Origin of the sequence: Burkholderia sp. LA-2-3-30-S1-D2 (genome assembly GCF_001523915.2) — a bacterium.
Classification (GTDB): domain Bacteria; phylum Pseudomonadota; class Gammaproteobacteria; order Burkholderiales; family Burkholderiaceae; genus Burkholderia; species Burkholderia diffusa.
Genome location: NZ_CP013384.1, coordinates 678,429 through 705,397, shown reverse-complemented (window position 1 = coordinate 705,397; position 26,969 = coordinate 678,429). Strand labels below are relative to the sequence as shown.

At 66.6% G+C, this 26,969-nt stretch carries 24 protein-coding genes and 1 pseudogene; 13 read left to right on the top strand and 12 right to left on the bottom strand.

Annotated elements, in window-relative coordinates; all coding sequences use genetic code 11:
* Positions 1-38 precede the first annotated feature (38 nt).
* Complete coding sequence (pyk, locus tag WS66_RS15890) at positions 39-1,475, bottom strand: pyruvate kinase (RefSeq protein ID WP_059607932.1); 1,437 nt, start codon at positions 1,473-1,475, stop codon at positions 39-41.
* Between pyk and WS66_RS34675 the strand changes: the two genes are divergently transcribed.
* The gene (locus tag WS66_RS34675; protein WP_256097633.1) at positions 1,474-1,602 is read left to right on the top strand and encodes a hypothetical protein; all 129 of its coding nucleotides are present in this window, start codon (positions 1,474-1,476) and stop codon (positions 1,600-1,602) included. The two genes, pyk and WS66_RS34675, sit on opposite strands and share 2 nt — an antisense overlap.
* A gap of 157 nt (positions 1,603-1,759) precedes the next feature.
* On the opposite strand, the gene WS66_RS15885 is transcribed toward WS66_RS34675, so the two are convergent.
* The 3 genes from WS66_RS15885 to WS66_RS15875 form a co-directional block, all read right to left on the bottom strand.
* The gene (locus WS66_RS15885) at positions 1,760-2,956 is read right to left on the bottom strand and encodes a phosphoglycerate kinase (RefSeq protein ID WP_006481732.1); all 1,197 of its coding nucleotides are present in this window, start codon (positions 2,954-2,956) and stop codon (positions 1,760-1,762) included.
* Between the two features lie 280 nt (positions 2,957-3,236).
* Positions 3,237-3,560 carry an AzlD domain-containing protein gene (locus WS66_RS15880; protein ID WP_014896165.1) on the bottom strand — a complete coding sequence of 108 codons (324 nt, stop codon included), beginning with the start codon at positions 3,558-3,560 and terminating at the stop codon, positions 3,237-3,239.
* Entirely contained in the window at positions 3,557-4,312 is a 756-nt protein-coding gene (locus WS66_RS15875; protein WP_059607931.1) for an AzlC family ABC transporter permease, read from the bottom strand. Before WS66_RS15875 ends, WS66_RS15880 begins: the two co-directional genes overlap by 4 nt.
* Before the next feature lie 205 nt (positions 4,313-4,517).
* Here WS66_RS15875 and WS66_RS15870 point away from each other — a divergent pair, with 205 nt between their 5' ends.
* The 6 genes from WS66_RS15870 to WS66_RS15845 all read left to right on the top strand — a co-directional run bounded on the left by WS66_RS15870 (position 4,518) and on the right by WS66_RS15845 (position 9,107).
* The gene (locus tag WS66_RS15870; protein WP_059447778.1) at positions 4,518-5,441 is read left to right on the top strand and encodes a branched-chain amino acid transaminase; all 924 of its coding nucleotides are present in this window, start codon (positions 4,518-4,520) and stop codon (positions 5,439-5,441) included.
* A 50-nt stretch (positions 5,442-5,491) separates the two neighbouring features.
* Complete coding sequence (locus WS66_RS15865) at positions 5,492-5,686, top strand: zinc-finger domain-containing protein (protein WP_006749970.1); 195 nt, start codon at positions 5,492-5,494, stop codon at positions 5,684-5,686.
* A 140-nt stretch (positions 5,687-5,826) separates the two neighbouring features.
* A complete protein-coding gene (waaF, locus tag WS66_RS15860) occupies positions 5,827-6,864 on the top strand; it encodes a lipopolysaccharide heptosyltransferase II (protein WP_059607930.1) in 1,038 nt (345 codons plus the stop codon).
* Positions 6,865-6,979: 115 nt separating this feature from the next.
* The gene (locus WS66_RS15855; protein WP_006749968.1) at positions 6,980-7,426 is read left to right on the top strand and encodes a nuclear transport factor 2 family protein; all 447 of its coding nucleotides are present in this window, start codon (positions 6,980-6,982) and stop codon (positions 7,424-7,426) included.
* Between the two features lie 33 nt (positions 7,427-7,459).
* Positions 7,460-8,497 (top strand): hydrolase, encoded by a 1,038-nt coding sequence (locus WS66_RS15850; protein ID WP_059607929.1) that lies wholly within the window; start codon positions 7,460-7,462, stop codon positions 8,495-8,497.
* Positions 8,490-9,107: a DUF2946 family protein gene (locus WS66_RS15845; RefSeq protein WP_059607928.1), complete on the top strand. Its 618-nt coding sequence runs from the start codon at positions 8,490-8,492 to the stop codon at positions 9,105-9,107. Before WS66_RS15850 ends, WS66_RS15845 begins: the two co-directional genes overlap by 8 nt.
* A 30-nt stretch (positions 9,108-9,137) precedes the next feature.
* Here the strand turns inward: WS66_RS15845 and WS66_RS15840 are convergent, their stop codons facing one another.
* Positions 9,138-10,832: a M48 family metalloprotease gene (locus tag WS66_RS15840; protein WP_059607927.1), complete on the bottom strand. Its 1,695-nt coding sequence runs from the start codon at positions 10,830-10,832 to the stop codon at positions 9,138-9,140.
* Between the two features lie 241 nt (positions 10,833-11,073).
* Here WS66_RS15840 and moaC point away from each other — a divergent pair, with 241 nt between their 5' ends.
* From moaC to WS66_RS15810, 6 genes and pseudogenes are all read left to right on the top strand, one after another.
* Complete coding sequence (gene moaC / locus WS66_RS15835; RefSeq protein ID WP_011657821.1) at positions 11,074-11,562, top strand: cyclic pyranopterin monophosphate synthase MoaC; 489 nt, start codon at positions 11,074-11,076, stop codon at positions 11,560-11,562.
* A gap of 115 nt (positions 11,563-11,677) precedes the next feature.
* Positions 11,678-14,364 (top strand): annotated as a pseudogene (locus WS66_RS15830) (type VI secretion system Vgr family protein).
* On the top strand, positions 14,357-15,223 hold the full coding sequence (locus WS66_RS15825; RefSeq protein WP_059607926.1) for a hypothetical protein: 867 nt from the start codon (positions 14,357-14,359) through the stop codon (positions 15,221-15,223). Before WS66_RS15830 ends, WS66_RS15825 begins: the two are co-directional and overlap by 8 nt.
* Positions 15,224-15,302: 79 nt before the next feature.
* Positions 15,303-16,454, top strand: coding sequence for a hypothetical protein (locus tag WS66_RS15820; protein ID WP_059607925.1), 1,152 nt, complete (start codon positions 15,303-15,305; stop codon positions 16,452-16,454).
* A 100-nt stretch (positions 16,455-16,554) separates the two neighbouring features.
* The gene (locus WS66_RS15815; protein WP_059607924.1) at positions 16,555-17,832 is read left to right on the top strand and encodes a WD40/YVTN/BNR-like repeat-containing protein; all 1,278 of its coding nucleotides are present in this window, start codon (positions 16,555-16,557) and stop codon (positions 17,830-17,832) included.
* Between the two features lie 31 nt (positions 17,833-17,863).
* Entirely contained in the window at positions 17,864-19,072 is a 1,209-nt protein-coding gene (locus WS66_RS15810) for a hypothetical protein (RefSeq protein WP_059607923.1), read from the top strand.
* Between the two features lie 75 nt (positions 19,073-19,147).
* Here the strand turns inward: WS66_RS15810 and WS66_RS15805 are convergent, their stop codons facing one another.
* The 7 genes from WS66_RS15805 to sucC form a co-directional block, all read right to left on the bottom strand.
* The gene (locus tag WS66_RS15805) at positions 19,148-19,498 is read right to left on the bottom strand and encodes a TonB family protein (RefSeq protein WP_006749941.1); all 351 of its coding nucleotides are present in this window, start codon (positions 19,496-19,498) and stop codon (positions 19,148-19,150) included.
* Between the two features lie 415 nt (positions 19,499-19,913).
* Positions 19,914-21,692 carry a PglL family O-oligosaccharyltransferase gene (locus WS66_RS15800; protein ID WP_059607922.1) on the bottom strand — a complete coding sequence of 593 codons (1,779 nt, stop codon included), beginning with the start codon at positions 21,690-21,692 and terminating at the stop codon, positions 19,914-19,916.
* A gap of 156 nt (positions 21,693-21,848) precedes the next feature.
* Positions 21,849-22,445, bottom strand: coding sequence for a pilin (locus WS66_RS15795; protein WP_059607921.1), 597 nt, complete (start codon positions 22,443-22,445; stop codon positions 21,849-21,851).
* 97 nt (positions 22,446-22,542) lie between these two features.
* Positions 22,543-23,244 (bottom strand): TerC family protein, encoded by a 702-nt coding sequence (locus tag WS66_RS15790; RefSeq protein ID WP_059607920.1) that lies wholly within the window; start codon positions 23,242-23,244, stop codon positions 22,543-22,545.
* Between the two features lie 137 nt (positions 23,245-23,381).
* A complete protein-coding gene (locus WS66_RS15785) occupies positions 23,382-24,704 on the bottom strand; it encodes an IS4 family transposase (RefSeq protein ID WP_108064747.1) in 1,323 nt (440 codons plus the stop codon).
* A 133-nt stretch (positions 24,705-24,837) separates the two neighbouring features.
* Positions 24,838-25,719 carry a succinate--CoA ligase subunit alpha gene (gene sucD, locus WS66_RS15780; RefSeq protein ID WP_010090788.1) on the bottom strand — a complete coding sequence of 294 codons (882 nt, stop codon included), beginning with the start codon at positions 25,717-25,719 and terminating at the stop codon, positions 24,838-24,840.
* A 64-nt stretch (positions 25,720-25,783) separates the two neighbouring features.
* Positions 25,784-26,950 carry an ADP-forming succinate--CoA ligase subunit beta gene (gene sucC / locus WS66_RS15775; RefSeq protein ID WP_059528034.1) on the bottom strand — a complete coding sequence of 389 codons (1,167 nt, stop codon included), beginning with the start codon at positions 26,948-26,950 and terminating at the stop codon, positions 25,784-25,786.
* Positions 26,951-26,969: the final 19 nt, after the last annotated feature.

Genomic DNA, 26,969 nt, shown 5'->3' with positions numbered 1-26,969 from the left:
CAACGGACCGAACAGACCGGCCCGATGCATGCCGGCGCTCAATAGTGCTCGCCGACCCGCACGATCTTCAGCGTGTTGGTGCCGCCCGCCTGCCCCATCGGCTCGCCGACGGTCAGCACGACCATGTCGCCGTGCTGCACGTAGCCCTGCTTGACGACGAGCTCCAGCGCCGCCTGCAGCGCCGAATCGCGATCGCTGTTGAAGTCGACGTGCAGCGGCGTCACGTTGCGGTACAGCGCCATCGTGCGCTCGCTGCCGACGCGCGGCGTCAGCGCGAAGATCGGCACGTGCGTGTAGTGGCGCGACATCCACAGCGCGGTCGCGCCCGATTCGGTCAGCGCGATGATCGCCTTCGCGCCCAGGTGATACGCGGTGAACAGCGCGCCCATCGCGATCGACTGGTCGATCCGCGTGAACGTGCGGTCGAGGAAATCCTTGTCCAGCTCGACGTGTTCCGACTTTTCCGCCTCGACGCACACGGCCGCCATCGTCTCGATCGTGACGACCGGGTACTTGCCGGCGGCCGTCTCGGCCGACAGCATCACCGCGTCGGTGCCGTCGAGCACCGCGTTCGCGACGTCCGACACTTCCGCGCGGGTCGGCACCGGCGCGTGGATCATCGACTCCATCATTTGCGTCGCGGTGATCACGAGCTTGTTCGACTCGCGCGCCATCCGGATCATCCGCTTCTGCAGCGCCGGCACGGCCGCGTTGCCGACTTCCACCGCGAGGTCGCCGCGCGCGACCATGATGCCGTCGGACGCGTCGAGAATGCTCTGCAGCGCCGGAATCGCCTCCGCGCGCTCGATCTTAGCGATCATCTTCGGCTTGATGCCGTACGGCGCGCCCGCGATGTTCGCGAGCTGGCGCGCCATTTCCATGTCGGTGGCGTTCTTCGGGAACGACACCGCGACCAGATCCGCGCCGAGCGACATCGCCGTGCGGATGTCCTCCATGTCCTTCGCGGTCAGCGCGGGCGCCGACAGGCCGCCGCCCTGGCGGTTGATCCCCTTGTTGTTCGACAGCTCGCCGCCCACCTTGACGATCGTGTGGATCTCTTCGCCGAGCACGCGCTCGACGGTCAGCACGATCAGGCCGTCGTTCAGCAGCAGCAGGTCGCCCGGCTTCAGGTCGCGCGGCAGTTCCTTGTAGTCGAGGCCGACGCGCTCGTCGTTGCCGAGTTCACAGCCCGCGTCGAGGATGAAGGCCTGGCCCGGCACGAGGGTCGTCTTGCCGTTCTCGAACTTGCCGACGCGGATCTTCGGACCCTGGAGGTCGGCCATGATCGCGATCTCGCGGCCGACCTTGCGGGCGGCCTCGCGCACCATCTCGGCGCGCTGGCGGTGATCGTCGGCCGTGCCGTGCGAAAAGTTGAGCCGCACGACGTCGAGGCCCGCCTGCATCATCTGCAGCAGAATCTCCGGCGAACTGGAAGCCGGGCCGATCGTGGCGACTATCTTGGTGGCGCGCTGCATGAAACTCCTCATCTGGATCAAGGTGGATGCGCTGGGTGAAACGCTGCGAGAGCCGGAATCGGCGGGCCCAGCGGCGGCCGTTCCGGGGGGCGTGCCGGTGCTTGCGCCCGGCATCGCTTTGTTCTGAATTTCGTGGTGCTGCACGACCGCGTCGCCGGCGGCCGCCGGTGCGCGCGGGGTCGAGTTCGCCCGCGCGGGCGCGCGTTTGCGCTTGCCCGCGCCGGCCGGCTGCTCCGCTTTCGCGGAGCGCGCGGCCCTCGTCACCCCTGCGCGCGCCGCCACGCTCAGGCCGCCCGCGTTTCCAGCACTTCCACCGCCGGCAGCTTCTTCCCCTCGAGGAACTCGAGGAAGGCGCCGCCGCCCGTCGAGATGTAGCTGACCTGGTCATGGATGCCGTACTTCGCGATGGCCGCGAGCGTGTCGCCGCCGCCCGCGATCGAGAACGCGGACGATTTCGCGATCGCTTCCGCGAGCGTCTTGGTGCCGTTGCCGAACTGGTCGAACTCGAACACGCCGACCGGGCCGTTCCACACGATCGTGCCGGCCTTCTCGAGCTGGCTCGCGAGCGCCTTGGCCGTATCCGGGCCGATGTCGAGGATCATGTCGTCCGCCTCGATGTCGGCGACCTGCTTCACCGTGGCCGCGGCCGTCGGCGAGAACTCCTTGGCCGTCACGACGTCGGTCGGGATCGGCACCGACGCGCCGCGCTCGCGCGCTTCGTCGATGATCGCCTTCGCCTCGGCGACGAGATCGGCTTCCGCGAGCGACTTGCCGATCGACAGGCCGGCCGCGAGCATGAACGTGTTCGCGATGCCGCCACCGACGATCAGCTGGTCGACCTTGCCGGCCAGCGACTTGAGAATCGTCAGCTTGGTCGACACCTTCGAACCGGCGACGATCGCCACCAGCGGGCGAGCCGGGTTGCCGAGCGCCTTGCCCAGTGCGTCGAGTTCGGCGGCCAGCAGCGGGCCCGCGCACGCGACCGGCGCGTACTTCGCGATGCCGTGGGTGGTCGCTTCCGCGCGGTGCGCGGTGCCGAACGCGTCGTTCACGTAGACGTCGCAGAGCTTCGCCATCTTTTGCGCGAGCTCGTCCGAATTCTTCTTCTCGCCCTTGTTCACGCGGCAGTTCTCGAGCAGCACGACCTGGCCCGGCGCGACGTTCACGCCGTTCTCGACCCAGTTCGAGACGAGCGGCACGTCGCGGCCGAGCAGTTCGGCAAGACGCTTCGCGACCGGCGCGAGCGAGTCTTCCGGCTTGAATTCGCCTTCGGTCGGACGACCGAGGTGCGACGTGACCATCACGGCCGCGCCGGCGTCGAGCGCGGCCTGGATGGCCGGCACGGACGCGCGCACGCGCGTGTCTTCGGTGATGTTGCCGTGATCGTCCTGCGGGACGTTCAGGTCGGCGCGGATGAACACCCGCTTGCCGGCGAGCTGGCCGGCGGCGATCAGGTCGGTAAGACGCTTGACTTGGCTCATGTTGAACAGATTGAAGTAGTGGATGGGGAAAGGGGGTTCACGCTGGACGTGCGCGGGCTGCCGCGAAAGGGCGCCGGATGCGGCCGTGGCTGGCGGTTCGCATGACGCGCACGGGTAAAAAATCTCGAACGGGCATTCTAGCCGATCCACCCGGCAGACTGACCCGTGCGGCGGCGAATTCCGCCTATTTGGGATCGCGCACGGCCGTCAACACGTTTCCGCAACGCAACAATAGGTGCTCGCCAGCGGCCGGCACCCGGTGGGCGGGCACGGCGATTCGTCAGAAGATCAGCCGCAGCACGGTGAAGACGAGCATACCGACGATGATCGTGCCGAGCATGCTGCGCCGCCACAAAAACCAGCCGAGACCCGCGAGCGCGGCGTAGAACGGATGGTTGGACAGCGCGAACGACAGCCCGGCGGGCGTTTCGAGCACGTCGGGCAGCACGACCGCGACGAGCGCGGCGGCCGGCGCGTAGCGCAGCGCGCGCTGCGCGCGCTCGGGCAGCACGGTGCGTTCGCCGCCGATCAGGAACAGCGCGCGCGTGACGGCCGTGACGATCGTCATCCCGACGATCACGATCCAGATTTCCGTCGCGCTCATTCGATTTCCTTTTCGTGCACGGTTTCGGTACGGATGCGGCGCCAGTCGGCGCGCTCGACGAAGAAATCGGCCGTGCACCCGGCCGCGAGCGCGGCCAGCACCGCGATCGGCAGCGCGAGCCGGTACGGCAGGTCGAACGCGATCAGCGACACGATGCCCGCCACCACGACGGCCGCGAGCGTCGAGCGGTTCGCGACCGCCGACACCATGATCGGGAGCAGCGCGAGCGTGCCGGCCAGCTCCAGCCCCCAGCTCGCGGGAAAGAAGCTCGCGAGCAGGATGCCGGCGAGCGACGACACCTGCCACGACGCCCAGCTGGCGAACGCCATCCCCCAGAAATAGGCTTCCTTGCCCGGCACGTGGCCGTACGCGAAGCCCTGTTTCTGGAACAGCAGGTAGATCACGTCGCCGTTGAAATAGCCGATCGCGAGGCGCCGCCACAGCGGCAGGTAGGAAAAATGGGGCGCAAGCCCGGCGCTGAAGATCACGAAGCGCATGTTGACCATCGTGGCCGTGAGCAGGATCGTCCAGATCGGCAGCTTCGCGACGAGAAGCGGCAGCACCGCGAGCTGCGACGAGCCCGCATAGACGAAGATCGACATCGCGCTCGCCTGCCCGAGCGTCATCACCGACTTGCTCATCGCGACCCCGGTGACGAGCCCCCAGGACAGGATCGCCATCAGTGTCGGGGAATAGTCGCGCGCGCCCTGGATCAGCGCGAAGCGGTCGGTGGCGGAGAATCGAGCGAGCATGGGAAACGGGCCGCGGCGGGCGGTTCGTCGGGCCGCCGGCGCCTCCTGCCGGTACGACCCGTCGTTATTGGAATCGGTACCGGGCGATTATAGCGCCGGCCCTGTGCCGACCGACCGGATCGCCTTCAAATGACGCTAAAATAAGCGTCTTTCCGGCTCAATGCTGCACACAACCCGCTGTACAACCGCTTCCCAGGAGAATCCTATGTCAATGGCCGACCGCGACGGCAAGATCTGGATGGACGGCAAGCTGATCGACTGGCGCGACGCCAAGATCCACGTCCTGACCCATACGCTGCACTACGGCATGGGCGTCTTCGAGGGCGTGCGTGCGTACAAGACGGCCGACGGCAGCACCGCGATCTTCCGTCTGCGCGAGCACACCAAACGTCTGCTGAATTCGGCGAAGATCTTCCAGATGGACGTGCCGTTCGACCGCGAAACGCTCGAAGCCGCGCAGCTCGAAGTCGTGCGCGAGAACAAGCTCGAGTCGTGCTACCTGCGCCCGATCATCTGGGTCGGCTCGGAAAAGCTCGGCGTGTCGGCGAAGGGCAACACGATCCACGTCGCGATCGCCGCATGGCCGTGGGGCGCATACCTCGGCGAGGACGGCCTCGCGAAGGGTATCCGCGTGAAGACCTCGTCGTTTACGCGCCATCACGTGAACGTGTCCATGGTGCGCGCGAAGGCGTCGGGCTGGTACGTGAACTCGATCCTCGCGAACCAGGAAGCGACCGCCGACGGCTACGACGAGGCGCTGCTGCTCGACGTCGACGGCTACGTGTCGGAAGGCTCCGGCGAGAACTTCTTCCTGGTGAACAACGGCAAGCTGTACACGCCCGACCTGTCGTCGTGCCTCGACGGCATCACGCGCGACACGATCATCACGCTCGCGAAGGACGCCGGCATCGAGGTGATCGAGAAGCGCATCACGCGCGACGAGGTCTACACGGCCGACGAAGCGTTCTTCACGGGCACGGCCGCCGAAGTCACGCCGATCCGCGAGCTCGACAACCGCACGATCGGCAGCGGCGCCCGCGGCCCGGTCACGGAAAAGCTCCAGTCGGCATTTTTCGATATCGTGTCGGGCAAGAACGCGAAGTACGCGCACTGGCTGACGAAAGTCTGAGCGCGCCGCGCCACCGACCGCCCCACAAAAGAGTGATAAGAGAAAGTCTCATGAGTGAAATCAAGGAAATGCCGCTGGTCGAGCTGACGGCCAAGGATCTCCCCGCCTACTGCCCGAACCCGGCCATGGCGCGCTGGAGTGCGCACCCGCGCGTCTTCATCGACGTGTCGCACGGCGAGGCACGCTGCCCGTACTGCGGCACGCGCTACAAGCTGCGCGACGGCGAGGTGGTCAAGGGCCACTGAGCCCCGGCCGGCCGGGCCCGCGGGCCCGCCGCACGCGAGGCGGCGCAGCCGGAACCCGGCGCGCCGCCCTTTTGCTGTTCTGACAACCCGAACGCGGCGCATGCGCGCCGTGCTTCATTACGACATCGGAAGTCGACCTGATGCGTCGAGCGCTGGTTATCGCACCGAATTGGATCGGTGACGCATTGATGGCGCAGCCGCTTTTTGCGCTGCTGAAAAAGCTCCATCCCCGCATCGCGATCGATGCCGTCGCGCCCACCTGGGTCGCGCCCGTGCTCGAGCGGATGCCCGAGATCCACGATGTCTACGCGACCGACCTCGCGCACGGCAAGCTGCAGCTGCTGCGCCGCTGGCAGCTCGCGACCGACCTGCGTGACGTCGGCTACGACGCGGCGTACGTGCTGCCGAATTCGCTGAAGTCCGCGGTGATCCCGTGGCTCGCGAACATCCCGCTGCGGATCGGCTACACGGGCGAGCATCGCTACGGCCTGCTGAACGTGCGGCACGCGAACCCCGACAAGTCGGCCGAGCGTCCGCCGATGACGACCCACTACGCGGCGCTCGCGTATGCGCCGGGCGCGAAGCTGCCCGAGTCGATGAAGACGCTGCCCGCCCCGCGCCTCGACGCCGACCTGAACGAGACGGCGCGCGTGTCCGCACGTTTCAATCTCGATACGCGCAAGCCGCTCGTCGTGTTCTGCCCCGGCGCGGAATACGGCCCGGCCAAGCGCTGGCCGCCCGAGCACTTCGCGACGCTCGCGACGATCGTTCACCAGTCGTTCCCGTACACGCAGATCGTCGCGCTCGGCTCGCAGAAGGACGCCGCCGCCGCGCAGGCGATCGCCGACCACGCGCCGAACGTGCGTAACCTGTGCGGGCAGACGTCGCTGTCCGAGGCGTGCGCGCTGATCGCGCGCGCGAACGCGGTCGTGACCAACGATTCGGGGCTGATGCACGTCGCGGCCGCCCTGCGCCGGCCGCTCGTCGCGCTGTACGGCTCGACGGATCCGCGCCACACCCCTCCGCTGTCGGAGCTGGCGAAGGTACAATGGTTGCATCTCGAATGCAGTCCCTGCTTCGAACGCGAGTGCCCGCTCGGTCATCTGAACTGCCTGCGCGAACTCGGTCCCGAGCAGGTATTCGGCGATTTGCGCGGCATGCTCGTCGGGCAGCGCTGACCCTGACCGGCAGCGTCGCACGACGCGCCGGGCAATCCGATTCACCGGTGTACGGCGGCTCCATCCGGGCCGCCGTGCTGAATACGGCGCGCGACGCGCGCGAGAGATAACCCCGATGCCACGTTTTGCCCGCCTTTTCGAAGCCGCTGCCGATACGCTGAACGCTTACTACCAGGCCGTCGCCGATGCCAATCTCGACGCGCTGCTGGGGTTGTGGATCGACGAGGACTTCGCCAGCTGCGTCTGGGCCGACGGTGAGCATCTGCACGGCCTCGACCAGATCCGCAGCGGGCTGGCGAACCGCCTCGCGACGCGTCCCGTGACGATCGAACCGCTCGACATCCGCGTATACGACAGTCTCGGCACCGTCGTCTACACGATCGCCGAAGCGCATCAGCAGGCCGACCTGACGGCCGAACCGGACATGGTTTTCGCCACGTACGTGATGATTCACGAACGCGGCGAGTGGCGCATCGCGCATATTCACGCGAGCCCGATTCCCGAACAAGCGGCCGGACAATTCGCCGCGAAGATCCGTCACGGGCAGGGTCCGCTGCACTGACGAAGAACGAAGCAACGCATTAGCGGGGCGATCATGAGTACGGCTTCTCCGCCCACCTCGCCGCTGACCGGGGCCCCGGCCCCCGACGACGATTCATTGCGCTATCGCGCACCGCGCTGGCTGCCGAACAGCCATGCCCAAACCATCGTGCCCGCGCTGTTCGCACGGCGTCCGGCGGTCGCGTACCGACGAGAGCGATGGGAAACCCCCGACCACGACTTCATCGATCTCGACTGGGTCGCGCATCTCGACAGTGCCGCGCCGCCGCCCGACGCACCGCTTTTCGTGCTGTTCCACGGCCTCGAAGGCAGTTCCGGCTCGCATTACGCGCTGGCGATGATGGCCGCCGCGCGCGCGAAGGGCTGGCACGCGGTCGTCCCGCACTTTCGCAGTTGCAGCGGCGAGCTCAACCGGCAGCCGCGCTTCTACCATCTCGCCGACAGCGCCGAGGTCGACTGGATCCTGCGCCGGCTCGCCGCGCAGCATCGCGGGCCGGTCGTCGCGGCCGGCGTGTCGCTCGGCGGCAACGTGCTGCTGCGCTGGCTCGGCGAGCACCGCAGCGACACGTCGATCGTGCACGCGGCCGCCGCGATCTCGACGCCGATCGACGTGCATGCGGGCGGCCGCGCGCTGTCGCAGGGCTTCGCGATGGTCTATACGCGCAGTTTCCTGAAGACGCTGAAGCGCAAGGCGCTCGCGAAGCTCGACCAATATCCGGGGCTGTTCGACCGCGACGCAATGCTCCGTGCCGTGACGATGCGCGACTTCGACGAAGTCGTGACCGCGCCGCTGCACGGCTTCGCCGACGCCGACGACTACTGGACCCAGGCCACGACGCGCCCGCTGCTGCCCGCGATCGACGTGCCGACGCTGATCCTCAACGCCCGCAACGATCCGTTCCTGCCCGAATCCGCGCTGCCCAGCGCCGCCGACGTGTCGCCGGCCGTCGAGCTCGACCAGCCCGCGGACGGCGGCCACGCGGGATTCATGACCGGGCCGTTCCCCGGCCGCCTCGACTGGCTGTCGGCGCGGGTGTTCGGCTATTGCTCGAAATTCGTCGACCATGGATGACATCGTCAGGCAGGCCCTCGCCAAATGGCCGAACGTGCCGCACTGCACCGGCTGGCTGCTGCTCGACCGGCGCGGCGAGTGGCGGCTGCGCGACGAGGCCGCGCAGGCCGCGGGCGAACTCGGCTCGCCGGTCCGGCATGCGGCGCTGAACGCGTTCATCGGGCGCAACTACGACTGCGACGCGCACGGCCAGTGGTTCTTCCAGAACGGGCCGCAGCGCGTGTACGTCGAGCTCGCCTATACGCCGTGGGTCGTTCGCCTGACCGAGCGCGACGGGCAACTCGCGCTGGCCGACCAGACCGGCGCGCCGTTCGAACCGGACGCCGCGTGGCTCGACGACGCCGGCGGCGTGCTGTTTCGCGCAGCCGGCTCGCCGCCGCGCGTCGCGGCACTGCACGACCACGACCTGGGCCTGTTCGCCGATCACGCGGACTTCGACGCGACGCCACCCGCGCTGCGCTGGCGCGACGGGCGCACGCTGGCGCTCGGCAACCTGGCGTGTGCCGATGTGCCGGCAACGTTCGGCTTCGTCGCGAGTCCCGCGCAGCGTGCGCGGCACGACACGTCGGATGGTGGCAACGGCAACGGCAACGACAGCGCCGCAAGCTGAAGCGCCGCCGCCCTGCCCGCCTCGCGGCCGTTATCCGCGGCCGTTCTTCTCGTCCTCGCGCTCTTCCTTGTAGCGCGCCTCGAATTCCAGCAGCCGCGCGCCGATGATCGACTGGTCGTAGAACGACACGTCCTTCGCGTCGCGCGCCTCCTTCAGCTGGCGAATCGCAGACGGCCACGCGCCGTCGAGCGCCAGCTTCTCCGCGAGCGCACGGCGCCGCGCGAGCACGTCGCCCTTGCCGTCGCTCGCCTTCGCGAGGTAGTCCCACCAGTCCGGCTGCTCCGGGTCCGCTTTCGCCTGCGTGCGTGCGAGCGTCTGCGCTTCGTCGAAGCGGCGCGCGGCGATCAGCGCCTGCAGGTGCGCGACGATCGCCGCGTGCGACGCCGGCCAGCGCCGCTGCGCGAGCGCCGCGAGCCGCACCGCGTCGTCGGTCCGGCCCGCGCGGTGGGCGAGGTCGGCGGCGAGCACGTCGAGGCTCGGCGAACTCGTCTGCGGATCGTCCGCGCGCCGCTCGCGCGCGTCGAAGGCGGCGCGGGCCGACGCGAGCGCCTTGTCGGCCGCGTCGTACTGGCCGAGCAGCGTGTTCGCGAGCGCGATCCCGTACTCGTTCGCCGCGACGTTCGGCGCCGTGCGATCGTCGATCTCGAGCTGCATCCGGCGCGCCTCGGCCGCGATGTCGTTCGGCGCACGGTTCTGCAGAATGCGCAGCCGCGCGCGCACGAAGCCGTATTCGGCCGACTGGCGCGGCTGCCGGTACGGCGCGCGGCGCGCGCGATCCTCCATGTCGGCGATCCGTTCACCCGTCAGCGGGTGCGTGCGCGCATAGGCCGGCACGCCCGCGTCGCCCATCGACGCGCGCTCGAGCCGCTCGAAGAAGCCCGGCATCCCGTACGGGTCGTAGCCGGCGCCGGCGAGCAGCTGGAACCCGACGCGATCGGCCTCGCGCTCCGCCGACCGCGAGAAACGCAGCTGGTTGTCGACCGCGTACGCTTGCCCGCCCATCGCGATCGCGCTGCCGAGATCGCCGCTTCGCGCGAGCACGCCCGCCAGCACGCCGAGCAGCATCGTCGCGAGGGCCGTGTAGCCGGTCTTCTCGTTCGCGCCGATCATCCGCGCGATGTGCCGCTGCAGCACGTGGCCCATCTCGTGGCCGATCACCGATGCGAGTTCGGATTCCGTCTGCGTCGTGACGACCAGCCCGCTGTTGATGCCGATGAAGCCGCCCGGCATCGAGAACGCGTTGATCTGCGGATCTCGCACCGGGAACAGTTCGAAGTCCGGCATGTAGCCGCCGATGTAGCGCGCCGCCGCCGCGGCCGCGAGCCGCTTCGCGATCGCGTTCAGGTAGTCGCGCGCGAGCCAGTCGTCGAGATAGTCCGGGTCGCGCCGCACCTCGCGCATCACGCGCTCGCCGAGACGGCGTTCGGCCTGCGGCGTGAGCGACCCGCCGGAGCCGTCGCCGAGGTCGGGCAGCTCCAGCGCGCGCAGCGGTGCGCGCAGGTTCGCGACGGGCGCGGACGCGCCGTCGGCGCCGGAAAACCGGCTCTCCGCGCCGCCGTAGGTGCCGAATACGCCGGTTGCGATTCCGGATGGCACCGTGGAAATCGACGGCGAGGGGCCTGCCGCCGGCTCGAGCGGCAGAGCGGACGTACGCTGTGCATGGCCGCTCGGCGGCAGCACGAGCGCCGTCGACAGCAACACGGCAAGCAACTGTTTGACACGCATGGCAGGATGAAAGCGACGCCGTCCCGCGCGCCGGGCGCGCATCGCGGCGTTTGGTCTGAAGATCCTGGTCATTGTACCGGCGGGATCGCGACTGTTCGCTGCGGCGGATGCGCCGTCTGCACGCCCGGCGTCGTGCAGGCCGCTGCTATGATAGGCGCCCGTTGAAACGTTGCAGATGGTTGCGGCACGGTGCCCGACGCGGTGGATCGACCGGCCGCGACACAAGAGATCGGAGCAGGACATGTCAGGACTTACCCATTTCGACGCCGCCGGCCACGCGCACATGGTCGACGTCGGCGGCAAGCAGGAAACGCAACGCATCGCGATCGCGCGCGGCACGATCCGGATGCTGCCGGCGACGTTCGCGCTGATCCGCGACGGCAAGGCGAAGAAAGGCGACGTGCTCGGCGTCGCGCGCATCGCCGCGATCCAGGGTGCCAAGCGCACCGCCGACCTCATTCCGCTGTGTCATCCGCTCGCGCTGACGCGCGTGGCCGTCGACTTCGAACTCGACGACGCGCTGCCGGGCGTGCACTGCGTCGCGCAGGTCGAGACGTTCGGGCGCACCGGTGTCGAGATGGAAGCGCTGACCGCCGTGCAGGTCGGGCTGCTGACCGTGTACGACATGTGCAAGGCGGTCGACCGGGGGATGGTGATCACCGAGGTGAGCGTGAGAGAAAAGCGTGGCGGGAAGTCGGGGGACTGGAAGGCGGAGGACACCGCCGGCTGACCGCTCGGAACCCTGTCGGCCGGTAAATTCGGGATACCGCCCGTTTATCTCATACAATTACCGGATTCCGCACGGGAGAGCGTGCGACCCAGCACAAAAAAAGCGAGCACGGGTGATGAATTCGCAAGCGCTAAGAAGCGCATTGCTGGCCGGACCGGTTCAGCACGAGCGCCTTGTCAAACTGGATACGCCGCTGGGCCCCAACGTGCTGCTGCCGCATCGCGTCATCGGCCGATCGCGGCTCGGACGTCACTTCGAGTTCACGGTCGATACCGTGTCGGTGTCCGATAACCTCGAGCTGAAGAAGCTGATCGCGCAGCCGGTCACGCTATGGATCCTGCAGGCCGACCAGTCTTATGCGCCTCACCACGGCTACGTGCATTGCGCCCGCCGGCTCGGCTCGGACAGCGGCGTCACGCACTACCAGATCGTCTTCGCTTCGTTCCTGCACTTCCTGAAGTTCCGCCGCGACCAGCGAATCTGGCAGGACCAGTCCGCGGACGACATCATTGCCGACGTGCTGAACCAGCATCCGCAGGCCAAGGGTCGCTTCACCTTCAAGCTCCACCAGCCGCTGCCGCTCCGCTCGTTCTGCATGCAGTACGAGGATGACTGGAATTTCGTGCATCGCCTGATGGAATCGGAAGGCCTGTATGGCTTCTGGGAACAGGACCAGGACGGCAAGTCGCACCGGCTCGTCGTCGTCGACCGCGTCGACGCGTTGCCCGCGCTGTCGCCGCGAACGGTGCGCTTTCATCATGCGGGCACGGGTGACGAGGCCGACACGTTCGTCCAGTTCTCCGGCACGCGCACGCTGCGAAGTGTCGCCCGCGCCACACGCACGTTCGACTACAAGCAGCCGCCGAGCGCGGCGAATCCGAAGGCGACCCATACGCCGACGATCGCCAATCAGGGTGACCTGCCGCCGCAGCTCGAGGTCTACGAATACACCGGTGCGTACACGTACCTCGAACAGTCCCGTGGTGACCATCTGTCGAAGATATGGATGGAGGAACAGGAGTCGCGCGCGAAACGCTTTCATGGCGTCGGCGGCGTGCGGCGCATGGATGCCGGGCGGACCTTCGAGCTGGCGGATCACCCCGAACACGACAAGGACGATGCCGGGCAGCGCGAATTCGCCGTGATCGAGACGGCGTGGGTCATCGTCAACAATCTGCCCGTTGCCGACGAACAGGCGGTTTTCCCGCACAGCCTGCGCGCCGAGGTCGGCAGCATCGTGCAGGCAACCGATACGGCCCAGTCGCGCGTGCGTCATCCCGACGGCAGCGAAGGCTTCTTTCAGATCCGCGTCGAAGCCCAGCGCACGACCGTACCGTTCCGCAGCCCGTTCGAGCACGCGAAGCCGCCGATGCACCTGCAATCGGCGATCGTCGTCGCACCGAAAGGCGAGGAAATCCACACCGACGCGCTCAACCGGGTCAAGGTTCGCTTCCATTGGGACCGCCTGAACGACGGCGACGAAAAGGCGTCGTGCTGGCTGCGTGCCACCGCGTCGGATTCGGGCAAGGGTTATGGGGCCGTTCACCCGCACCGCAGCGGCGAGGAGGTGCTGGTCGATTTCCTCGGCGGCGACTGCGATCGCCCGATCATCGTCGGCAAGCTGTACAACGGCGCGACGAGCCCGTAGTGGCACAGCAACGGGATCCTGTCCGGATACCGGTCCAAGGAATATGCGGGCGCCGGCTACAACCAGCTCGTGCTCGACGACGCGACCTCGCAGAACCGCGTGCACCTCTACAGCAGCCAGACCAACGCGCACTTGCATCTCGGTTACCTGATCGACCATGCGGCAACAACCGCGGCAGCTATCTCGGCAGCGGCTTCGACCTGCGCTCGGACGCGTACGGCGCCGTACGCGCGAGCCGCGGGCTGTACGTCACGACGCACCCGAAGCAGCCGGCGAGCCAGCCGCTCGACGTTCAGGAAACGCAACAGCAGCTCGTCCGTGCAGAAGGCCTGATGGAGGCCATGTCGGAGGTCGGCGCGCAGCATCAGGCCGAACCGCTCGACCACGGCCACTCGGCGCTGAAGCAGTTCACCGACGCGACGCAGAACAGCGTGAGCGGCGGCACGTCGGGCGGCAGGACCGCGGGCGGCGGAACCGGCACGGCCAACGCGTTCAAGGAGCCGGTGATGCTGTTCGGCAGCCCGGCCGGTATCGGGATGTCCACGCAACAGTCCGTGCAGCTTGCCGCGGACCAGCACGTCAACCTCGTCAGCGGGCAAAGCACGCACGTGGCCGCCGGAAAGTCGCTGATCGCGAGCGTCCTCGACCGGATCAGCCTGTTCGCGCAGAACTCCGGGATCAAGCTATTCGCCGGCAAGGGCAAGGTCGAAGTGCAGGCGCACGCGGACAACATCGAGCTGACGGCCCAGAAGGCGCTGAAGCTGATGGCGGTAACCGAGTCGATCGAAGGCGCCGCGGCGAAGGAAATCCTGCTGACCTCCGGCGGCGCGTACATCCGCATCGCGAACGGCAACATCGAAGTGCACGCACCCGGCAAGATCGACATCAAGGGGGCGCAGCACGCGTTCAGCGGCCCCACGCACCTGTCGCAGACGATGCCGACCCTGCCGAACTCGACCGGCAACTACGATCAGGCGTTCATCGCGCACTGGGCCGGCACCGACATTCCGGTAGCGAACACGCGATACCAGATGTTCTCGAACGGCAAGCTGCTCTCGGAAGGCGTCACCAATGCGGCAGGTGAGACGGGGCTCACGCAGAGCCACGTGCCGCACGACGTCGTCGTCAAGTTTCTAGGGAAATCGAATGGCTGACGGACAACAGGACAACAACGTACTGGGCAGCGGCTCGGGGATGCTGACGCCGACGGGGTACAAGGATCGGCCGAAGGTGGCGATCAATATCTGCGACAAGCATGTGACGCCGGCACCGAAATGGATCGTCGGCACCTGTCCGTTCTACTATCGGCCGCTTCACGGGGCGTATATGGAGACGGTCGAGAAGGTCAGCATGTCGAGCATCTGGTCGACCATCAAGGGTTTCGCCCTATCGTGGGATCCGTGGACCGACTCGGACGTCGCGCACCGACTCCTGCACCGCCGTGAAGAATTGATCAAGATAGACAGCACGAATTCCGACTGGTCTCGTCATGGCAACTTCATGATGCGTCACATCGGGTGCGGACATAAGCCGCCCGATTACTACATCAGCTACGGCTACTACTGCTCCGACTATGGAGCGAATCTCTATCCGAGCCTCAGCCCCCAAGGGAAAGCGTGGCTGAACAAAGCGCGCAAGCTGCTCCAGGTCAACATGGAAGACGGGTTGAATCAGAACATGATGGGCAACACGATCCAGATGGCCAGCCCGACGCCGGGAAACGGTAGCGTCGATATGACGTGGCCACAGTTCGAGCTGGAAATAAACACCGAAAAGTTCAAGGAATTTGCATTCAAGACACACCCGATGGCCTACCTCGACGGAGGATTGGCCGACCTGCCGATCATGGATCTCGTCAGGATCGGGATGCGGCCGAACATTCAGGAATGGGGCGACGGAAGAACGTGGGGGCAGGCTTTCGATTCCGCCATCCCTGTTCTCCGGAAAAAAGCCGAGGAATCGGACGCCGACGATCCGGTCGGCAAGGCGCTCGGAAGGCTGCTGGCGAAGTGACATGCGAAAAGGCAAACGATGGCTTTGGGTCGCGGGATGCGTGCTTGTTCTCCCGATCGCTATTTACGGATATACGGAAATGACATCAGGGTGGGACACGGTATCGACCGAATTCATGCGCAACGACAAGCCGTACGGTGCGGGCGCATTTCGCGTGCAACGCAACGATTTCATGTCACTGAAGGTTGCGCGACCGGAACTCAAGTTCAAGCCGGAGAGCGAGCAGAAGAACCCTGACCTCGCGGAATTCACCGAACCTTGGATGGACGATTCGAACCAGCGGCTGAACCGGTCGACCGTCAGTTTCCTGCGCGGCACGCTGGACGGGAGCGCCGTGCGCCACTTCCAGCAACCGGGCCAGACCGCGTCATGGTGGTACTCGCCTGACTGGCAGATCCTGTACGTCAGTACGGGCTGGATGGATTACGCGGCGCCGCGCACCGTCGACGGTGCGTCCCCTCAGACAACCCGACTCTGGAAGTCGAGCGACGGTGGCCAGCACTGGGCCCAGCTCGAATGGCCGACGGAGCGCAACATCAACCGCTTGCTGTTCATTGATGCGCAACGGGGCTACGCCATCGGATGGGGACCCCGCGTGTGGCGAACGGCGGACGGCGGGCAATCGTGGCAGGAAATCAAGGAACCGCCGGGTGCCGCCCTTCAGGACAAGCCACGCCGGACTTTCGACGGGACCAACCTCGGTCCCGACGGTGTATTGCGCATTGCCTATCAGGTTGAAGACGCCGAGCATCCGCAACCGGCAACGGTGGTCTGGCGGCTCGATTGGAATCAGCAGGATTTCATCCGGGAAGCGGTGCTCCCCGGACAAGTCATCGTCAGCCTCGAATCGTCGCCGGCCCCCGTCCGGAATTACGCACTGTATGCGTTGTCGCGTACAAGCGGCGAATCCGGCAGCGGTCATGGTGCGGGCGTCATTTCGACCTGGACTAGCGAGCACCCCGAACACATCCAGGAACTGCATGCGTTTGACAGCCCGCTGACGCTCAACGGACTGAGCGCGGGTCGCAACGGCGTCCTGCTGGTCCACGCGACCGACCCGAACACCGCAAACGGCGGCGGCGCACCGATCGACCTGACGATCAGCAGCACCGACGGTGGAAAGACATGGCAGCAGACCGCCGACAAGGCTTCACAGGGCGGCTACTTCGATCCACAAACGAACACGCTCTATTCGGTGTTCGCCTATACGCTGCGGAAACGGCAATTCTGATCGGCGCCCGATGCGTTTGTCGCAGGCCGTGTCCGCGGAAACGAACGACGTCCGCGGCACGGCCAGCCACGAGATTCCTCTATCGACTTCAGCCAATCCCATGCGCCATCGATCTCGACTGAAGGGGCTGGCCGTCATCGCGATCGGCGGCATCGTATTGAATCTGTTTTACGAGAGCACCGGTCCTCACTGGAAGACCGTTTCGTCGCAGATCACATGGTCCGACCCGCCAGCAGGTGTGGGTGATTTCTACATCGCCGGCAACGAAATCATGTCGCTCACGTTTGCCGATCCTGTCGTGACGCTGAAGCCGGCCGGCGAGTGGAAGGTTCCGACGGTCGCCGAACCCACCGAAGCATGGATGAACAGTGCGGGAGAAACCCTCAATCGACGAACCGTGAATTTCTTCCGCGGCACGCTCGATCACGGACTGCAGCGCTTCTTGCAAGCGCCCGGCCAACACACCGCGTGGTGGCATTCGCGAGACGGTCAGGTCCACTTGATCAGCATCGGCTGGCTGGACTATACGTCGCAGCATTCCGCGGACGACCTCGTCTCGCGGCAAACCCGTGTCTGGAAATCGCTCGACGGCGGCCGCCACTGGTCGCAGATGGCATGGCCGGAGCACGAAGATATCGACGACCTGCTCTTCATCGACGCGCAGCACGGCTATGCGATTGGCCGCGGCCCCACCGTCCGGCGAACATCCGACGGCGGCGAGTCCTGGCAACTGATCGCACTACCGCCGGATGCAGTCGTCCCCAGTGGCCGTCGGCGCAACCTCAGAGCGGTGAATCTTGGTCCCGACGGCACCCTGCGAGTGGCTTACCATGTCGATCCGTCGGCAACGGGGCCCGCTCGCAGCGTCGTATACGGGCTTCCGCCAAATCAGCAGACGTTCGTTCCCGATATCGTTCTGCCGAACCAGACCGTCATCCGACTCGCTTCGACGCCGGCCACGACCAGCGGTTACGCGCTTTACGCACTGTCTCTCCTCGACGACGAGGGCGGCAAAGATACGGCACCGGATCGCGCACGCCGGGCCGGCGTGCTTTCGACGTGGACGGACACGCAACCCGCGCGCGTCCGGCAAGTGATGACGTTTGACATGAAGCTCATCGTGAACGGCCTCGACGTGGGCCGCGACGGCCTGTTACTCGTATATGCCACCGATCCCGGGCAAGCAATCGACGATCCACCAATCCCCCTGATGATCAGCAGCACTGACGCAGGCAGGACCTGGAAACAGAATGCCGACGGGATCGTCTATCACAACCGGTACTTCGACCAGGATACGAACACGCTCTACTCGCTGCTCGATGAAAGACTGAAGAAGCTGTCATTCCCCATCCGACATTCCCCCGCCTCACAAGACTGAATCCCCTCGCTACATCCGGAGACCCTATTCGATGAAAAAAGCGCTGCATCGCGCCGCATTCGTACTGTGCGCTGCCGCGGCGGCCACCGCCTCCGCCGCCAGCCCCTGCCCCGCCGCCGACACCGCCGCACGCGCGGCGCTCGACGCGCAGCACCGCGTACAGCAAGTCCGGAATCCGCAAGGCGACGGCGGCGGCACGGTCGACGTCTCGCCGCCTTTGCGCGACGCGCTTCGCGCGTACAAGCAGGCGCTCGTCGGCGCGATCGACGCGCGGCTTGCGTGCAGCGACGAACACGTCGAGCCGGCTGCGCTGAAACGCACGCTTGCGGCCGCACTCGGCGTACCCGCCCAATCCACCCAATCCGCCCAGCCGAAAAACGCCGAATCGGCATTCGGTCGCAACCCGGACGTCGACGTCCAACGCGACGGCACGTCCCGCCCGCTCCTCTTCGTGCGCGCCGGCTTCGACATCCCATGCGGCGACGACAACCTGCTCACTGCCTACGCATGGGAAAACGGCGGCTGGCGGCGGGTGCTGCGCTGGCAGGCCGACGACTACAAGGACATCGGCGGCGCCTACGGCGGCGGCTTCTGGTTCGGCGCATTGCCCGGCGGCCAGGTGGCGGTCGTCCACGGCACGCCGTGGTGCTCGTCGCGCTGGAGCCGGTTCGGCGCGGACGTGGTCGCGCCGGCAAGCGGCGCGGCCGCGCAACACACGCTGTTCCATACGGCTCACGGCTACGTGCTCGACGACGACGCGATCCGCTTCAAGGTGCGCCCCGACGGCTTCGAACTGCGCATGACGGTCGGCTCGCGCGACAGCGACGTGATGACACGGCCGGGCATCTTCCGCTATCGCGTCGACGGCGACACCGTGCAACGCGTGCAGCCGGTCGCGGTCAACGGTCGCGATTTCGTCGATGAATGGCTGGGCGTGGACGATACGCTCGCGCGCGCCTGGAGCGAACCCGCGGCCGCTGCGGCGGCGCTGCAAGCGCGACAGGCGTTCATTGCGGAAAGCAAGGCGCCCGATACCGGGTTCGCCTATGGACCGGTACGCGGCTGCGCGGACAGCAAGGATCTCTTCCAGGTCGAACTGGATCTGACGGGCAAGGACGGAAACACGGTTGCGCGACGCTACGCGCTGATCCGCCAGGAGCGCAACGGGTTCACGATGCTCGGGCTACGCAAGGCGGCCGAGCCGGCATGCCACGGCGCGAACCTGATGCCGCGGCACTGAACGTCGGCGGCACGGCGGCGCCTCACAGGAATCGACGGCAAGCGGCACGCGCGCCTCGGCGTGCCCGGCCGCCCATCATTGGGCGCGTCGCGGCTCGAACACGAACGGTTGCGTGAGCAGGAACGGATTCGCGGTGGCGCCCGTCTGCGCGCAGGTCGCGTGCGTCATCGCATCGACGGCCGCGCGGTCCGCCGCCGCATTGCGGCTGCTCGTCGTCACGGTGACGTTCTGCGCTTCGCCCGCGGTCGTCATCAGCGCGCGCACGAGCACGGTGACCGGACGCGTGAGCGGCTTCGCGCTATCCGGATAGACGGCGCGCGGAATGTGGCAGGTCAGCTTGCTTTCCTGCGACGACGACAGCATCGCGCAGCCGGAAACCAGCACGGCGACGGCAGGCAGGATCAGGAGGGTCGAGCGAAGGGCCATGGTCGAATATCGTTCTTCAGTACTGTTGCGGACGAACGCCGCGCCGGCGGACATCGCCCCGCGCCGCGGCCATCGGACCGGCGCGCCGTTACGGCCGCACGACCGGCGGCTGCCCGGTCGCGATCCTGCTTGTCGGGTTCCCGGAGATCCGGGGCGGCGTTCGCGGTAGCGGCCCGCAGCGGGCGGCCGCGCACGCGAACGCTTTGCCGCATTGTGCACGCGCCGCCTTGCGCGTGGCCGCGATTTGACAATGGTTGACGCGAATCACACCGGATTCGGCAGGCATCCATTCCGCGGGGGAAGCAATCGCCGCCCCCTTCGCCCCGCCATCGCCCACCCGCCTCACCGCAATGCGGCCAGCGCCGGGATTCCCCGCCCGGCGCCGCGCGGTGTCGGCACGGTGTTCAGCGTGGCGTCACTCGGAATCGTCGTCGGAGTCGTCCTCGTCCGCTTCGGCCGGGACTTCCCCGTACTTCGCGACGACGGCCGCCTTGAACGCTTTCAGCTCCGGCTGCTGGTCGCACAGCTTGTACAACGACGCGAGCTGCTGCGGCCAGTCCTTCAACTCCTTCGCAAACACATGCAGGCGCGCGACTGTATCGAGGGCGTCGGCTTCGCGACCGGCCAGCGCCTGCAGCACCGCATAGCGGCGCAGCACCGTCTCGCCGGGCAGCAGCGCGATCGCGCGCTCATGCGCGACGAGCTTGAGCGGCAGGTTGTCCGGCGAAATTGCCAGCAGCGTGGCCGCCCCGTAATCGCCCCACGCGCCGAACAACAGCGACGGCGCATCGCGGTACTGTGCGGCCGGATCGCTGCCGTAATACAGCACTTCCGCGCGCTGGTAGTCGCGCAGCACAGGCACCGCCGCCAGCACGCCGCCGAACGACAGCACCGCGAACAGCCCGAACGCCGCGCGCCCCGGCAGGATGCGCAACGGCTTCACCTCGAGCAGGCCGATCACGAACATCGCCGGCAGCAGGAAGAACATGTACTGCTGCGGATATTCGACGAGCGCATGCATCAACAGGATGCCGATCAGCGCGAGGCCGAACACGCGCGAGCTCGACTGCGGCGCGCGCACCGCGCGCACGAACCACGTCACGAGCGCGACGACGAGCACGCCGAGGCCGACGAGGCCGGACTTCGCGAGCAGGTCGATGAAGATGTCGTGCGAGTTGTTCGCGATCTCGACACCGCCGAGCGTGCGCACGAGCGCGAACTGGTGCGACGGAAACTCGCCCCAGCCGACGCCGAGCACCGGATGCTCGCGGAACATCGCGAGCCCGTACTTCCACAGCGCGAGGCGCGGCGCGATCTGCCCCGCGTCGCGCATCCGGTCGGCCGCCGACTCGGCGAGCCCCAGATGGAAATGCACGTTGGCCCAGCGCACCGCAACGTTCACCGCGACGAAGGCCACCGCGAGCGCGACCGGCATCACCCATGCGCGGCGGTTGCCCGGCGCGCGGCGCGATTCGAGCCACGCCATCCAGAAGCCCGCGACGACCAGCACCGCAACCTGCAGCCACGGGCCGCGCGACACCGTCAGCGCGAGTCCGGCCGACAGCACGATCGACAGCGCGAGCCACGCCCATACCGCGAGCCGGCGCGTCTGCACCAGATACAGCGCGCCCGCGAGCGCGAACGCGATGTAGGTCGCCAGGTGGTTCGCCTGTGCCATGTTGCCGTACGGACGGCGATCGACCGCGATGTTATACACCACGACGAACGGCGACACCGCGGATTCGAGATGGAACAACTGCACGACCTGGCTCGCGACCGCGAGCATCCCGCCGAGCAGCAGCGCGCCGGACATCATTTGCGCGGCGGCTTCGGCGAGCCCCTCGCGCGCGAGCGTGTAGCCGGCCTGCATCGCGACCAGCGCGGCGGCCAGGTAGCCGACCGCCAGCCAGTTCATCGACGGCACCTTGAGCGGCATGAGCGCGACCTGCGCGATCAGCACGGCCGCGAACCCGAGCGGCGCGACGAACGCGGCCGGCGCGGCGAACGGCTCGGCCGGGCGGCCCGTGCGTGCGAGCAGCACGACGGAGAGCCCCACCAGCAGATACAGCACCAGCGCGGCAAACTCGGAATAGAAGGTCGGGATCGGATACGTGTGATTCGTGATCGAGTACGGCACGATCAGGGCGACAGCCAGCGCAACGAGCGGCAACGAACGGGAAAAAGTAGAAGGCATGAGCGAACCGGATGTCAGCAACCGGCGCACTATACAAAACTTTCCCCCCTCTGTGCGGGCCCGTCGTGCCGTCCCCCACGCGCCGGGGCGGGCGCAGCCGGCCGGCGGGCGCCGCGCCGCGCACGCGGCCACGGACTTGCCGGCATGCCCCCGACACTACGCGCGGCACTCCGCGGGCGCATATTGCGCGGGCAAAGTCGCGGCCTCCGCCGGCAACGGGCCCGCGCCCGGCGCCGGAAGCGACGACGCAGACTTGCCGGCGGCAAAGCACTCCCACGCGATCGCACCCGCCTGCATCGCGCCCTTTTTCAGCGGCACGCGCGCGGTTGGCGTGTCGGCCTTGTCCGGGGCGGACGGCACCAGGACGAGCGTATTCGCGCCGGCCGCGGCGACTCGGGCGGTGAACGCCACCGTGATCTGGCCGGTGTCGCCGTCGATGGCGACGGATTCGACGTTGCGGGTAGCGGCCGGCGGGCTGTAGCCGCCGTCGAGGCCCGCGCCGCTCGCGGCGTTGTCGGCAACTGCGAGCCGTGCGGACGAAGCAAGCGCGAGCCCCTCGCCGACGCGCGACCGCGCGAGGTAATCCTGGTACGCGGGAATCGCATAGGCCGCGATCACGCCGACGATCGCGAGCACGATCATCAGCTCGATCAGCGTGAAGCCGGCCGGGCGGCAGCGCGGCAACGGCCGGCTCGCGCGCCGCAGATCGGCGGCGATGCGACGGAACAGGGAAACGGAAAAGGCTTCGAACATGACTGGCTCCGGAAACGAAAAACGCCTGCCGAATCAGGCAGGCGTTTCGATCGTAGCCAGCGGGCCGCGGCCCCGGCAGTCGGCCGGACGGCCAACGTCACGCGTGCGTGGCGCTGCGGCGTCGCCGGAGCGCGTAACCGGTGACGACGACGAACAGCGCGCCGGCGATGCTCGCGCCGTAGATCGCCGCCGGCGTATCGAGGACCGGCCAGCGGTCGCCGACCGGGTCGTGCACCATCAGCCCGCCGGCGATCCAGCCCAGCAGCCCGGCGCCGAGCGCCACGACGATCGGGAACCGATCGAGCAGCCTGAGCACCAGCGTGCTGCCCCACACGATGATCGGCACGCTGACGACGAGCCCGAAGATCACCAGCGCCAGCCGGTGCGACGGATCGGCCTGCTCGGCCGCGCCGGCGATCGCGATCACGTTGTCGAGGCTCATCACGGCGTCGGCGATCACGATCGTCTTCACCGCGTCCCACAGCCTGTCGGCCGGCTTCACGTTGTCGTGCGCGTCGGCGTCGGGCGCCATCAGCTTGACGCCGATCCACAACAGCAGCAGGCCGCCGCCGAACTTCAGGAACGGCACGTCGAGCAGCACGACCGCGAACGCGATCAGTGCGACCCGCAGCAGGATCGCGCCGGCCGTGCCCCACACGACGCCGCGCAGCCGCTGGTTGGCCGGCAGGTTGCGGCACGCGAGCGCGATCACGACCGCGTTGTCGCCGCCGAGGAGGATGTCGATGATGACGATCTGAAACACCGCGCCCCAGTGGAGCGAGGTCAGGAATTCAAGCATGAGCGGTATCGGGTGCGGGGTAACGGCTGTCGGACAGACGTGCCGGGTGAACGCCGGGACATGCATCGCGCATGCCGGGGGCTTACAAATTCATTGCGAGAGCATAACAAAAAACGCCGGCAAGGCCGTAATGCCGTTCAGTTAAGGTTCTTTCTGAGGAACCGGACAGCGTAACGAGCAGGACGGGACTTGACGGCCCGATCGCATTTGCGATCGGGGCGTTTTACGTTGATGAGCAACTTGAGGTGCTCGCGAAGTCGCTTGAGGACGGCTGGCAACTTGGCGAAGGCAGGCGTTCGCGCAGCCCACATCATCTCGTGCTGGATCAGATGGAACGAGCGAACGAAGCTCAGTTCGGTCGGCTCGCACTTGGCTTCGAAGGCGGCGCAGGCCATTTCTCGACGAATCAGGTTGTAGGCGATCAATGCGCCCCAGATCTCTTGATAGATGCCCTCGACGGTTCGGCTGCGTAGCGTCAGTTCGCTACCCAGCATGGACTGCTTCAGTTCACGGTAGCTGGTTTCGATCTGCCAGCGCCGCTCGTAGCAAGCCACCAGATCGGCCAACTTGAAGCGGCGCCGATCGGTCAAGGACGTCAGCAGTACTCGCTGCCGCCCCTGTGCATCCTGAATGCGCACCGCACGTGCCGTCCACCACTCCGGCAGATCGGGGCATTTCTGCCGAGCCTGAGGCGAGACGCGCATGCGCACTAGTGCATCGTCCGGTTTGCCGGACAGCACCTCCCAACGCGTATTGGACTTTGCCGGAATGAGGAAGTGGCGATTGCGTTCGCCCGAGCTCAGGCCGCACAGGATCTCGGCTGCCAGGAAGCCTTTGTCGAAGACCGTGAGCGAATGGTCGGGAATCTGCGCCAGCAGATCCTTGGCGTAGATCATCTCGTTGGTGTCGTAGCGGCCAAACGCGATGTTCGCCACGAGATGCGTCGGGATCGAGGTCAGCGTGACAGCCCGCACTTGTGGGTAGCTCGCCACCTTGCCGCTCGCGTAGCGTTGGGCCCCAAAATGTTCCCGATTCGCGGCACTATCCGGCGTGCGTAGCGTGGTGCCATCCATGGCCCATAGGCTGAGGCCTTTGAAGCCATGACGAACAGCGTCCTGCTTGCACCATGCCCGCGCGGTTTGCTCGAACAGCCAAGCTATCGGGGCTTGGCCCAAGCGTTGCCGGGCTTGGGTAACGGCGCTCTTGCTGACGAAGGTGGCCTCGTTGGGCAACACTAGCTCAAGGCTGTCCACCACTTCACTGATCGACCAATGACGATAGATCGCCAGCGCAATCACCAGCCAGACCACCTGTTCGGCGGGCAACCGACGGCGACGGATGCTCGCCGTGCCGGTCGCTTCGACGGCTTGCTCGATCCATGCATGCGGTAGATGCTCCGCCAACCGGCTCAGGTCGGTTGGTCCGGCATCCAGCATGAAGGTCAGGTGGTCGGTCAGCATCGCGCCAAAAGTTAACATCTCAGCGCAGCGTTTACAACCATTCCTTCCCCAAAACAAAAATGCCGTTCAGTCGCTTAACTGAACGGCATTACCGGCAAGGCCGGCGTTTTTTGCAGGACGAACCACGCGGAAATTACAGCGCCTTCTTCAGCAGGCGACCCATTTCCGACGGGTTGCGCGTGACGGTGATGCCGCACGCTTCCATGATTTCCAGCTTCGCTTCGGCCGTATCCGCACCGCCCGAGATCAGCGCGCCGGCGTGGCCCATGCGCTTGCCCGGAGGCGCCGTGACGCCAGCGATGAAGCCGACGACCGGCTTCTTCATGTTGTCCTTGATCCACTGAGCGGCGTTGGCTTCGTCCGGACCGCCGATCTCGCCGATCATCACGACCGCGTCCGTATCCGGATCGTCGTTGAACATCTTCATCACGTCGATGTGCTTCAGACCGTTGATCGGGTCGCCGCCGATGCCGACTGCCGACGACTGGCCGAGGCCCAGCGCCGTCAGCTGTGCAACGGCTTCATACGTCAGCGTGCCCGAACGCGACACGACGCCGATGCGGCCCTTGCGGTGGATGTGACCCGGCATGATGCCGATCTTCAGCTCGTCCGGCGTGATCGTGCCCGGGCAGTTCGGCCCGAGCAGCAGCGTCTTGCGGCCTTCACGACGCATGCGGTCCTTCACTTCGATCATGTCACGGACGGGAATGCCTTCCGTGATGCAGATCGCGAGATCGAGGTCGGCTTCGACCGCTTCCCAGATCGCAGCGGCTGCGCCTGCCGGCGGAACGTAGATGACCGAAACGGTCGCGCCGGTTTCTGCCTTCGCTTCCTTGACGCTCGCGTAGATCGGAATGCCTTCGAAGTCTTCGCCGGCCTTCTTCGGGTTCACGCCCGCGACGAATGCTTCGCGGCCGTTTGCATATTCACGGCAGGCGCGCGTATGGAACTGACCGGTTTTGCCGGTAATGCCCTGCGTGATGACCTTCGTGTCCTTGTTGATCAGAATCGACATGTATTTTGACCTCTGTTCGATTGGCGTCGCGTATCTGCCGCGCCGCCATGCGTATTCGATAGCGTTACTTGCCTTCGGCAGCCGCGACGACCTTCTGCGCAGCCTCTTCCATGCTGTCCGCCGAGATGATCGGCAGGCCCGAATCGGCCAGCATCTTCTTGCCGAGGTCCTCGTTCGTGCCCTTCATGCGCACGACGAGCGGCACGTTCAGGTTCACGGCCTTCGAACCGGCGATCACGCCTTCCGCGATCACGTCGCAGCGCATGATGCCGCCGAAGATGTTCACGAGGATCGCCTTCAGGTCCGGGTTCTTCAGCATCAGCTTGAACGCTTCGGTAACCTTCTCGGTCGTCGCGCCACCGCCGACGTCCAGGAAGTTCGCCGGCTCGCCGCCGAACAGCTTGATCGTGTCCATCGTCGCCATCGCGAGGCCTGCGCCGTTCACGAGACAGCCGATGTTGCCGTCGAGCGAGATGTATGCGAGGTCGAACTTCGACGCTTCGATTTCAGCCGGGTCTTCTTCGTCCAGGTCGCGGTACGCGACGATTTCCGGGTGGCGGAACAGCGCGTTCGAGTCGAAGTTGAACTTCGCGTCGAGTGCGATGACCTTGCCGTCGCCGGAGACGTTCAGCGGGTTGATTTCAGCCAGCGACGCGTCGGTTTCCCAGAATGCCTTGTACAGGCCTTGCAGGATGGCGCGCGCTTGCGGAATCGAAGCAGCCGGCACGCCGATCTTCGCGGCGAGGTCGTCGGCCTGCGCGTCGAGCAGGCCCGTCGACGGCTCGACGATGACCTTGTGGATCAGTTCCGGGTGCTTTTCGGCAACTTCTTCGATGTCCATGCCGCCTTCGCTCGAACCCATCAGAACGATCTTTTGCGACACGCGATCAACGACGAGGCTGACGTACAGTTCCTGCTTGATGTCGGCGCCTTCTTCGATCATCAGACGGTTGACCTTCTGGCCTTCCGGACCGGTCTGGTGCGTGACGAGCTGCATGCCGAGGATCTGGTTCGCGTATTCGCGAACCTGCTCGATCGACTTCGCCACCTTCACGCCACCGCCCTTGCCACGGCCACCCGCGTGAATCTGAGCCTTCACGACCCACACCGGGCCGCCCAGCTCTTCTGCCACCTTGACGGCCTCTTCAACCGAGAACGCCGGCTTGCCGCGCGGTACCGCGACTCCGAATTTCCGCAGGATTTCCTTACCCTGGTACTCGTGAATCTTCATGCGTGATTCCCTTCAGTCT